Genomic DNA, 11306 nt, shown 5'->3' on the forward strand with positions numbered 1-11306 from the left:
GGTCCCTGCGGCGGAGGCTATTGCCGCCGCAGGGACGCTCCACAGCAGCAGCGCTGCGAGCGCGCCCCGCAGCGCCAAGCGCGCCAGACGCGAAGCGCGCCCCCGTGTTGAACCGGGGCGCCGCTGGGTGCTTCCATGATTGTTCTGTATGCTGTTGAAAATGTCGTTCCATTTCAAATGATCCATCATATTCTGCCTTTAACCTGCAAATTAGTATTATGAAACTCATTGGGGATACATACCGATATTTGTGCGCTTCCGCACATTCATCCGTTTATGCACATAGAGCCTAGTATACCTCTCATTCCACCCTACAGCAATGTCCACTTTAGCCTATGTCAATGGACCTAGTTGAGCTTGCCAAATCTCTCAATAAACAGCAGATTCCGCACTGCAATAAAAAAACACTCCCTTCAAATAGAACGGTCAGAACCTCAAATAGGTTTCACCGATAATCTATTCCGGGGAGTGCTCAAATAAATCACAAATATAAAATTAACATATCCGCAGCGAAGGAGAAGAATTGGTGAATAATATCCATACCCGCACCTGGGATAAAGCCCAGCAATACGATTACCGCTGCACTTAACCAAATGACGATTCCCGTTGTTGCCGGAACCGTTATTTCGTGAGCTTCGCCTGTCGAACGCATGAACATTTGACGAATAATCCCGAAATAAAAGTAATAAGATATAACGCTGGTCACAATCATTATCGCTATGATCCAGTAATTCTGAGCTTGCGCCGCTCCAAGCAGGATGAACAGCTTGCCGAAAAATCCGCCCGTTATCGGCAGCCCTGCCAAGGACAGAACGAACACGATGGTCGCAACAGCAGTCCAAGGCGCACGGTAATACAATCCTCCGAAGCCTCTCATTTCTTCATGACCTGCAGCCTTGCTTATTACAGACAATACCGCAAAGGCGCCGATGTTCATAAACAGGTAGATGACCAAGTAAAAAATGAACTCGCCCACATACGTATGCATGCCGCTTACACCCAAACCGACTGGCACTAGCAAGTAGCCCGCGTTCGCCACGCCAGACAGCGCAAGAAGGCGCTTCATGTTATGCTGTCTCAGCGCTGCAGTCGTACCCGCGATCATCGCAGCGGCCGCCATAATCAGCACGGCGAAGGTTACATCCCCCATAATCGGTTGCGTGTAGCTCCCCAATAGCCCGACATTGGCTACAATTCGGAATAAAACCGCTAATGCCGCAGCCTTCGATATAACGCCCAGAAATGCGCTAATCGGAGTCGGAGCGCCTTGATAGACGTCCGGCGCCCATAAGTGAAACGGGGCGGCGGCGATTTTAATCCCGAAGCCTGCCAGTACGAAGAAGAGGCCCACATACATCAATGCCGACATATCTCCTGCTTTAACCGCGCCTTCTCCGATTAAACCAAGGTTAGTCGTTCCGCTAACACCGTAGAGATAAGAAATTCCAAACAATAGCAGCGCTGATGAGATTCCGCCAGTCACTACATATTTGAATGCCGCCTCAGCCGACTGAACGATATACTTGCGCATACCGACCAAGATATATGTCGTAATGCTCAGCAGCTCCAGACCGACATATAATGTGATCAGGTCGGATGAGGACACCATTACCATTGCGCCTACGACGGCGGGAAGAAGCAAGTAATAGTACTCGCCTTTATTCGGTATTTCTTTCTCCTTCACTGTACCGATACTGATCAGTACAATAAGTGCTGCCGCTACCAGGAAAATGATTTTCATCATGCTGGAATAGCCATCGATCCTGTAGCTGTCTCCAAATATGCGAATAACAGTGCCAATCTGTGACAGGGGATCTTCGGTCGGCGCTTCTGCTTTCAGATCGATCAGACGCCAGATGACGAATGCTAGCGAGGTCAGCAATCCGCTTAGCGTCAACCACCCGATGACCGTTCTGCTTATGCGGCTCGGCATCGCCAGATCAAGAATGACAAGCGCTATCGCAACGGCAATCAAGATCCATTCCGGGGCCAGATAGGCAGCATCGCTCCATGTGAAAGGCTGAAGCTCCTTATGTACTACCTCCATTCTATCCCCCCACTTTCCCGCTGAGCTGCTGCAGCAGCGTATCGAAGCCATGCTTCATCGGCTCGGTCAGCACGGCCGGATATATGCCAATGAGCACGATAAACGCCACAAGCGTTATCATGGGCACCGCTTCGATCAGTCTGGCATCCCGCAGCGTTCCGTACTTCTCCTGCATAGGACCAAACGTAATGCCAAGCACGCTTCGCAGTACATACACCGCAGTTAGTATAACGCCAAGCACGGCAATTGCGGTCAGGATGCGCATCGATTCGAACAATCCCAGCAAGGATAGGAATTCGCCGATAAATCCGGACAATCCCGGCAATCCAAGCGAAGCCATGCCTGCTGTCAGAAGAACACCGCTCATGAACGGCAAGCTCTTCGCAAGACCCCCAAGCTCGCCTAGCTCTGTCGTTCCTGTACGCTCGTACAAGCTGCCGACGATCAGGAACAGCAGCGCGGAGATCAGTCCATGCGACACCAGTTGGATCATCGCCCCCTGCAGGCCAATTTCATTAAAGGAGGCAATTCCGAGCAGGACGATTCCCATATGGCTAATGGACGAATAGGCCAGCACCAGCTTGAATTCCTTCTGCACGAGTGCAAGCACCGCGCCGTATAGAATATTAATGACGCCCAGCACAGCCAGCACGACTGCCCACTCATGCGCCTGCTCCGGGAAGAGAAAGACGCCAAAACGCAGCAGGCCGTAAGCTCCCATTTTAAGCAGGATACCGGAGTGAATCATTACGATAGCTGGCGGCGCTTCTGTATGCACCCGCAGCATCCAGGTATGGAACGGAAACAGCGGCAGCTTAATGCCGAAAGCGACCAGCAGCAGTATAAAAATAGTCCAGTGCATCGTCTCCGACATGAACAGATTGCTGTAATTCCCAGTCCATGCCTCGGCAACATTCACTGCTGCCTGCATATCCAGTAAATTCGCTTTAATGGTCTCATAGCTGCCGCTGAAGGTCTGGGTATCTATGTTGAATCCGGCAGTCGATATGAGCAGAACGAATGCAATCAGCATTATGGCCGACCCGATGCCATTGTAAATGAGAAACTTGTTCGCCGCTTTCTCTCGTCCCATGTACCCCCATATGCCAATAAGGAAGAACATCGGTATAAGCGTCATTTCGAAAAATACGAAGAACAGAATGATGTCACGGGCAAGAAATACGCCCAACATGCCGATTTCGAGCAGAAGAAACCAAATATAGAATGACTTCCACCTTTTTTTGATGTGAATCGAGGCGAGCGCGGCCATCAGAGCTACGATCGTCGTTAACAGTAGCAGCGGAAGCGATAAGCCATCCACTCCCATCTCATACTGAAGCTTGAACGACAAAGTGCCTTCAGAGGTGCCCGTCAATCGGTCAAATTGCGTATCGACCCATGTAAACTGCTCTTCATACGGCTTTCCATCGACTGCTCCGTCATAATCGGCATACAGCCAGAACGAGAGAAGAAGAGGAATGATCGTTGCCACGATCGCGGTTGCCCGCAGAGCGCGGCTGCTGCCTTTTGGCAGTAAGGCAAGAACAATAATGCCCAGCAGAGGGGAGAAGGTAATTAGCGACAATATCGGCAGGTCGGACATCATGACCAAAACCTCCTTCCGACAACGGCGATGATGAGAATAACGAGACCGAGTATCGTAATAAGTCCATAGGTTTGCACTTGTCCATTCTGCAGGCGGGTGCCGCCGCGTCCCAGAAATACGGCTGTTCCGCCAATAAAGGATACGATTCCGTCAATTAAGTATTGATCAATCGCGTTCAGCAGCTGGCCAAGACCGCGCAGCGGTTTGACAAGAATGGCCTCGTAGATTTCATCGATATAATATTTGCGCTCCAACAAGCGTGCAAGCCATGGCGCACGGGAGGATATTGCATCCCGTGCTATAGTCCCTTTGACAAAAACAAGCCAGCCCAGGTAGATGCCGAGAGCTCCAACCGCTGTCGATATAACCATTACAAGCCCGCCGCCTGAATGTGCGGCTGCTGCTGTACCGGTAAGCCATTCGCTCAGCGTGCCGTTCCACGGCGTCTCAATGAAGCCTGCCCCGATTGCAAAAACTGCCAATATAATAAGCGGTATTGTCATAGACAATGGCGATTCATGCGCTTTCCCGTCTCCCTTTGGCTTGCCAGTAAATACGAGGAAGAACAATCGTGACATATAGAAGGCGGTGAAGAATGCTGCGACTACACCGACCACAAACAATGTCGGATTCTCATGCAGCGCTGTAGCCAGAATCGCATCCTTGGACCAAAAGCCTGCGAATGGCGGTATGCCCGACAGCGCCAATGCGCCAATGCCGAAGGTCCACGCTGTAATGCGCATTTTGGACCCTAATCCGCCCATCTCGTTAATATTCTGCGTGTGCACGGCATGGATAATGCTACCTGCGCCCAGGAACAGCAGCGCCTTGAAGAATGCGTGCGTGAACAGGTGAAAGACGCCGCCCGTCAATGATCCCAGCCCAAGGGCCATCATCATATAACCTAACTGGCTCACTGTTGAATAAGCCAGAATTCGTTTAATATCGTTCTGAGCAATTCCGATTGTTGCCGCAAATATTGCGGTAAACGCCCCGATATAGGCAACCGTCTCCATCGCGACAGGCGACGCCTGAAAAATATCAAAGGTCCGCGCCACCAGGTAAACGCCAGCTGCTACCATTGTTGCGGCATGAATGAGCGCGCTGATCGGAGTCGGCCCTTCCATCGCATCCGGCAGCCATACATGCAGCGGGAATTGCCCGGATTTGCCTATCGCTCCCACAAAAATCAGAATCGCGATCAACGTCGTTACCCCAGCAGCAACCGCGCCGGTCTGTCCCTCAAACACATTTTCGATTCGGACGAAATCAAGCGCATGGTCCGGCATGTACCAGAACAAGAGCAGAATAGCGATTAGAAGTCCAGCATCGCCGATCCGTGTAACGATAAACGCTTTTTTCGCCGCCGCTCTTGCCGCAGGCTTCGTATACCAGAAGCCGACCAGCAGGAAGGAGCAGACACCAACAAGCTCCCAGAAAAAATAAAGCGACAGCATATTGTCGGCAAGCACTAGTCCGAGCATAGAGAACGTAAAAAGCGCAATATAGCTGTAGAAGACGCTTATTCGCTCATCATCCCGCATGTAGCCAGCCGAATACACATTGACAAGAAAGCTGACAGCGGTCACGACTACGAGCATCAGTGCCGATAAATTCGTTACTTCATAACCGAAATTCAATTGAAAGCTGCCCAGATCAATCCATTTGAAGCCGTCCTGATAATAGGTGGCCCCGTCTCCCATATGCTCGATTAATACGAGTATCGAGAGTACGAGCGATGCGAGCGAGCCAACCGAGCCGATGGCAACGCCCACCCTCCGTCCGCTTCGACCTGACGCAAGCAGCAGCAGAAAAGCTGCCAGCGGAAATAATGGGATAAGCCATGCCATCTCAGAGAACATTGTATCCACTTCGGTTTACCTCCTCATCTCGTCGTATTCGTCGACATTCACTGTACCGCGAGCACGGAACAACGCAATGAGTATCGCAATGCCTACAGCAACCTCCGCCGCTGCGACGGCAATCGTAAACAATGTAAAGATCTGTCCCGTGAGCGACGGGACGACACCGTACTTGGAGAACGCGACGAGATTCAAATTGACCGCGTTCAGCATCAGTTCAATGGAGAGCAGAACGATAACGGCATTTTTCTTCACAAGCGCACCGTATAAGCCAATACAGAACAGAATCGCCGCCACCATGAGATAGGAAGACAACATTATTCGTTTGCCTCCTTCTTCGCCAGCACAATAGACCCGATAAATGCGACGGTCAGCAGCACCGATATAATCTCGAAAGGCACGACATAGCCGGTAAACAGCAGCTTGCCGATCTCCAATGTATTATCTTCAACTGCTTGCAGAGGCTGCTCCTGAGGAAATTCTGTTTGCCGAATCGCATAGAACAGAATACCGAACAATGCCACAGCGCCTATTCCCACCAAGAGGCTGTGAAGTCCTCGCTTGGATTCCGTCTCGCTCTCTTTATGCTTCGTCATCATTATTCCGAAGATCATCAGGATGGAAACCGCGCCCGCATAGACAAGCACTTGGACGAAAGCCAGAAACTCTGCATTCAGCAACACGAACATTCCCGCTATGCCAATAAATACAGCGGCTAGGGAAACCACCATATGAACAACCTTTGTGAAGTTGATCATGAACACAGCGCCACTAATAATAACTGCGGAGAACACGATGAAGGCTATATACTCACCGGTCCATTCAATGTTAAACATCTTTATTTGGCTCCCCCTTTGGCAGCGGCAGGAGCTCCGATATTGTTATTGTCCTTACGCACATTATGATTGTTGCTGTCCAGCCATTCGCGATCCTTGAACAGATCATCACGGCTGTACGAAGCAAGCTCAAAGTTATTCGTCATCACGATCGCTTCTGTCGGACATACCTCTGTGCATAGATCGCATAGAATGCATATCTCGAAATTAATATCGTACGTATCGATAACTTTGCCCTTCTTCTCAGGGTCGGGATTTGCCTTCCCTGTCAATGTGATGCATTCTGTCGGGCATATGCGCGCGCATTGATTGCAGACGATGCACTTGTCAGGCTCGAAATGCTGAATACCGCGGAATCGATCCGGCATGACGAACGGCACATCGGGATAGGAAGTGGTGATCTTCTTCGCGGTCATCGCTTTGAACGTGACGCCAAGTCCTTTCAACAGTCCTTTCATTCCTGCTCCCCCCGTTATCCTTTGATGAACAGCTCAAGATACAGAGCTGTAATGAACACATTCAAGATCGCCAGCGGCAGGAGCACCTTCCAACCGAAGCCCATGAGCTGATCCACGCGAATACGCGGCATCGTCGCCCTCAGCCAGAACAGGAAAAATACGATGCATGAGAACTTGAGCAGAAACCATACTATTCCCGGCACAAAATCAAGGAAAGGCGCCGGTGGATGCCAGCCGCCCAGGAACAATACCGTTGTCAGCGCCGCGATAGCATAGACATAAACATATTCCGTCAGCATGAAGAAGGCGAAGCGAAAGCCGCTGTACTCAACATGATAACCGGCCACAAGCTCTGATTCCGCTTCCGGCAGATCGAACGGCGTCCGGTTCAGCTCCGACACCGCCGCTATAATGAATACGACAAAGCCGATAATCTGCGGCAGGAAATTCCACTCCCAGAACCAGTTGCCCTGGTGCTCGCCGATGAGGCGAAGGTTCAAGCTTCCCGTCATCATTACGACGCCAACAACAGAGATGACAAGCGGAACCTCGTAGCTGATCATTTGCGCAGCGGAGCGCATGCCGCCAAGCAGCGCATATTTATTGTTCGAGGCCCAGCCGCCGATTACGATCGCTATGGTAGAAATGCCTGACAGCGCAACATAGTAGAGCAGTCCGACATTAATATCTGCAAAATATAAATCCTGTGTATAAGGGATGACCGCCAATACGGCAAAGGCCGGCACATAAGCAAGCGCTGGCGCAAGGATGAACAACACGCGATCCGCCTTGCGCGGAATGGTGTCTTCCTTGATCAGCAGCTTGAAGATATCAGCAACGGTCTGCAGCAGTCCCAGCGGACCTACCCGATTGGGGCCGATTCTAAGCTGCATCCATCCGATAACCTTCCGCTCGAAATAGATCGCATATGTAACGAAGCCAAGTACGATGGTCAGAAGAATAACGCCCCATAGAAAAAAGATGAGCGCATTGCCCCAAGTCAGCGATTCGTCCAGCCAAGCACCCATCAGGCGTCTACCTCCCCGACAACAATATCAATGCCGCCCAGAATTGTAATGAGGTTCGTCATCGTTTCGCCAACGAGCAGCTTGGGCAGTATTTGCAGATTCACGAAGGACGGCCTGCGGAACTTCAGCCGGTACGGCTCTGCCTTGCCCTTGGAAACGATATGGCAGCCAATCTCGCCCCGCGGAGACTCGATGCGTACATATACTTCCCCAGCCGGCGGCCGGATCACACGAGGCACCTTGCCCATGACCTCGCCGGAGGATGGCATCTGCTCCAGCGCCTGCTTCAGGATGCGCAGCGACTGGCGCAGCTCTTCGAGCCGGATTAGATAACGATCATAGCAGTCGCCGGTCTTGCCGAGCGGAACGTCGAACTCAAACCGATTGTACAAGCTATAAGGCTCAGCCTTCCGCAAATCCCAATCCACGCCGGTGCAGCGAAGATTCGCCCCGGACAGGCCATAATCTATTGCCGTCTGTGCATCATATTTGCCGATTCCCTTGATTCGGGCAAGGAAGATTTCATTACCCCCGACAAGGTTGTTGTATTCGTCTAATTTCTTCTCCATGTAAGGGATGAAATCCCTTACCTTGTCAAGCCAGCCTTCCGGAGCATCCCACTTCACGCCGCCGACACGCATATAGTTGTAGGTTAGACGCGCGCCGCACAGCTCGTTGAACAGATCAATAATGATTTCCCGATCTCGGAAAGCATACAGAAATGGGCTCATAGCACCTATATCGAGCAGATAGGTTCCCCACCATACAAGATGGCTCGCAACCCGCTGCAGTTCCATCACGATTAGGCGCATGAATTCGGCGCGCTCGGGAATTTCAAGTCCCATCATCGTCTCTACCGCATGGCAAAGCACATAATTATTCGTCATTGCCGATACGTAATCCATCCGGTCGGTATAAGGAATGATTTGTGTAAAGTTCAAATCCTCGGCGAGCTTCTCGGTGCCACGATGCAGGTAGCCCATAACCGGTATCGCTTCCGTTATCACTTCTCCATCAAGCTTGACGATAATACGGAACACGCCGTGGGTGCTGGGATGCTGTGGTCCAACGTTGAGCAGCAGTTCTTCTGTACGAATCACGGCTATTTACACCTCCGGGTCAAGCGGTTCATAATCTTTGCGCAGCGGATGTCCGACCCAATCGTCAGGCATCATAATACGCCGCATATCGGGATGGCCGGGAAAATCAATGCCCAGCAGATCGAAGATCTCCCGCTCATTCCAGTTGGCGGTTGCCCATATCGGCGTTGCGGAAGCAATTGACGGCGTCTCCCGATCTGTCTTCACCTTCATTGCATAATCCTGCTTGCTCTGAAGTGATACGAGATGATAGACGGCCTCCATATGCGTTTCGTAATCAACGCCTGTAACGTTGCGCAAATAATCGCAATCCAGCGTGGGATGCGTCTTCATCAATTGAGCTACCTCGCTCCAACAGTCGCCTTTAACTACAATGACAGGCATATGAGCGTTCATTTCATTTATGTAAGCTTCTTCAACAGCATCCTCTGAGACTAGCGACCGAATAAGCGCAACAGTTTCATCCAGCAGCGGCTGCTTCGGAGACGGCGTCTTCGGTTCCTCAGGAGCCGCCTCGCTCTCGGCTTTCGCCTTGGCTGCAGCTCGCGCCTCACGCGCTTCAGCAGCTGCCTTCAGCTTCGCTTCGCGCTCGGGGTCAACCGCTGGAGCAGCGGTGGTCTCGGCAACGATTGACGGCTCGGCCGAAATGCTCACCTCAGCTTGTTCTGCTGAAGAAGCTGGTTTGTTCTGTTCTGTGTTCTGTTCTGTGTTCTGTTCTGTGTTCTGTTCTGTGTTCTGTTCTGTGTTCTGTTCTGTGTTCTGTTCTTTGTTCTGTTCCTCGTTCTCGCTCATCGGCCTGTCACCCGCTTCCCGGTCTTCGCTTCATAGCGAATTTTCTCCTGGAGCTTGTTAATGCCGTAGATAAGAGCAGCCGGATTGGGCGGGCAGCCTGGTATATAGACATCAACCGGAACAATCTGATCGACGCCCTTCATGACGGCGTAAGATTTCACATACGGGCCGCCAGCAGTGGCGCAGGATCCCATCGCAATGACCCATTTGGGTTCTGGCATTTGATCGTACAGCCTTCTCAGCAACGGCCCCATCTTCTTCGTTACAGTTCCGGCGACAATCATAACATCAGATTGACGCGGGGAGGTACGGAATATGACGCCAAATCGGTCAAGATCGTAATGAGACGCGCCTGTGCCCATCATTTCAATTGCGCAGCAGGCAAGCCCGAACGTTAACGGCCATAAGGAGTTGCTGCGCGCCCATGCTTTGAGCTCATCCAGTGTGCCCATAAAAACATTGCGCTCCAACTCGCGTCGCTCTTCAGGAGTAATCTTCTCTAGATTGAATTCCATGTAAGCACCTTCTTCTTCCAGGCATAGATAAGACCGATCAGCAGCAGACTGACGAAGATCGCCATCTCTACAAGCACAAAAAGACCGAGCTGATTATACGCCACGGCCCAAGGGTATAGGAAAACAGTTTCGATATCAAATATGACGAACATCAGCGCAAATAAATAGTAGCGTACGTTAAAACGCACTTGACCTTCTCCTACTGGCTCGTTCCCGCTTTCATAGGTGGTCTTCTTCTCTTCATTCGGCTTATGAGGCCGAAGCATCCGTCCGAATGTCAGAGCTACCACCGGGAGCAGAATACCCAGTACAATGAAGATCGCAACAATGACATAATTATTAATGTACTTCTCCACACAATCGCCTCCTTGAGTCGTAATAGGGGCGGGAATAGGAGCCTTCGCGCCTTGGTGAAATTTCCCTCACAATTATAACAAAAGCTGTCACTTGCGTCTATGATGTAATTGTATGCGCTTCCTTGTAAAAACAAAGAAATCAGCCGGCATGTATCCTCCTGCATAGAAGAAGGACAAATCCCTAAGTGGACTTGCCCCTCCTCTCATTCCGTTGCCTGGCATCCCGCAGCTTAATTCTTTCTTTTCTCCACTTCCATTAGTCCGATGATTTTGAGCGATTCCAGCTCTTCATCCGTGAATCTGGACAGAAGCTCCTCCTGCTCCTCTTTGGACATCCCTTTGGCATTAGTGGCCAGATCCTTAAGCTCGCCGATCGAGAACTTATCCAGAATAAGCTTGATGGCTTCATCCTTGTTCTTCACGACCAGTTTTTTGCCTGATGGTGTATTCGGAGTATCTGGGGCCTGGGTATCCCCTCCAATCCCTGATTTCTCAACCGCATCCTGAACATCCTCTGCGCTCAAGCTATCCGCCATCAATTGCTGAACCTCGGGATCAGCAAGCAGCTTGTCCACTTCATCGGAATCTATCATTTGCTCAACGACTTCATCCATCACTCTATCCGTGACATATTGATAAGCGTACTGGTAACCGAAATAGCCGGCAACGACTAGAATTGAAAGGGCAATAATCCATTTCTTCATAA

At 51.0% G+C, this 11306-nt stretch carries 13 protein-coding genes; all 13 read right to left on the minus strand.

The window, feature by feature from the left end:
• Positions 1 to 189, minus strand: a 189-nt coding sequence (locus tag L6H65_RS01970; RefSeq protein ID WP_236338640.1) for a hypothetical protein, incomplete at its 3' end; no start/stop codon positions are given.
• A 292-nt stretch (positions 190 to 481) separates the two neighbouring features.
• Positions 482 to 2047 carry an NADH-quinone oxidoreductase subunit N gene (locus L6H65_RS01975; RefSeq protein WP_236338641.1) on the minus strand — a complete coding sequence of 522 codons (1566 nt, stop codon included), beginning with the start codon at positions 2045 to 2047 and terminating at the stop codon, positions 482 to 484.
• Between the two features lies 1 nt (position 2048).
• Positions 2049 to 3653: a complex I subunit 4 family protein gene (locus L6H65_RS01980; RefSeq protein ID WP_236338642.1), complete on the minus strand. Its 1605-nt coding sequence runs from the start codon at positions 3651 to 3653 to the stop codon at positions 2049 to 2051.
• Positions 3650 to 5524 (minus strand): NADH-quinone oxidoreductase subunit L, encoded by a 1875-nt coding sequence (nuoL, locus tag L6H65_RS01985; protein WP_236338643.1) that lies wholly within the window; start codon positions 5522 to 5524, stop codon positions 3650 to 3652. The genes L6H65_RS01980 and nuoL overlap by 4 nt, the downstream gene beginning before the upstream one ends.
• A 6-nt stretch (positions 5525 to 5530) precedes the next feature.
• A complete protein-coding gene (gene nuoK / locus L6H65_RS01990) occupies positions 5531 to 5833 on the minus strand; it encodes an NADH-quinone oxidoreductase subunit NuoK (RefSeq protein ID WP_236338644.1) in 303 nt (100 codons plus the stop codon).
• Positions 5833 to 6351, minus strand: a complete 519-nt coding sequence (locus L6H65_RS01995) for an NADH-quinone oxidoreductase subunit J (RefSeq protein ID WP_236338645.1) — start codon at positions 6349 to 6351, stop codon at positions 5833 to 5835. The genes nuoK and L6H65_RS01995 overlap by 1 nt, the downstream gene beginning before the upstream one ends.
• 2 nt (positions 6352 to 6353) lie before the next feature.
• On the minus strand, positions 6354 to 6809 hold the full coding sequence (nuoI, locus tag L6H65_RS02000; protein WP_236338647.1) for an NADH-quinone oxidoreductase subunit NuoI: 456 nt from the start codon (positions 6807 to 6809) through the stop codon (positions 6354 to 6356).
• 14 nt (positions 6810 to 6823) lie between these two features.
• The gene (nuoH, locus tag L6H65_RS02005; protein WP_236338648.1) at positions 6824 to 7837 is read right to left on the minus strand and encodes an NADH-quinone oxidoreductase subunit NuoH; all 1014 of its coding nucleotides are present in this window, start codon (positions 7835 to 7837) and stop codon (positions 6824 to 6826) included.
• A complete protein-coding gene (locus L6H65_RS02010; RefSeq protein WP_236338649.1) occupies positions 7837 to 8937 on the minus strand; it encodes an NADH-quinone oxidoreductase subunit D in 1101 nt (366 codons plus the stop codon). Before L6H65_RS02010 ends, nuoH begins: the two co-directional genes overlap by 1 nt.
• Positions 8938 to 8943: 6 nt before the next feature.
• A complete protein-coding gene (locus tag L6H65_RS02015) occupies positions 8944 to 9729 on the minus strand; it encodes an NADH-quinone oxidoreductase subunit C (RefSeq protein WP_290370285.1) in 786 nt (261 codons plus the stop codon).
• Positions 9726 to 10244: a NuoB/complex I 20 kDa subunit family protein gene (locus L6H65_RS02020; protein ID WP_236338650.1), complete on the minus strand. Its 519-nt coding sequence runs from the start codon at positions 10242 to 10244 to the stop codon at positions 9726 to 9728. Before L6H65_RS02020 ends, L6H65_RS02015 begins: the two co-directional genes overlap by 4 nt.
• Positions 10229 to 10600 (minus strand): NADH-quinone oxidoreductase subunit A, encoded by a 372-nt coding sequence (locus L6H65_RS02025; RefSeq protein ID WP_236338651.1) that lies wholly within the window; start codon positions 10598 to 10600, stop codon positions 10229 to 10231. The genes L6H65_RS02020 and L6H65_RS02025 overlap by 16 nt, the downstream gene beginning before the upstream one ends.
• Before the next feature lie 230 nt (positions 10601 to 10830).
• A complete protein-coding gene (locus tag L6H65_RS02030) occupies positions 10831 to 11304 on the minus strand; it encodes a hypothetical protein (RefSeq protein ID WP_236338652.1) in 474 nt (157 codons plus the stop codon).
• Positions 11305 to 11306 lie beyond the last annotated feature (2 nt).

The organism is Paenibacillus plantiphilus, from assembly GCF_927798095.1.
GTDB lineage: Bacteria > Bacillota > Bacilli > Paenibacillales > Paenibacillaceae > Paenibacillus_Z > Paenibacillus_Z plantiphilus.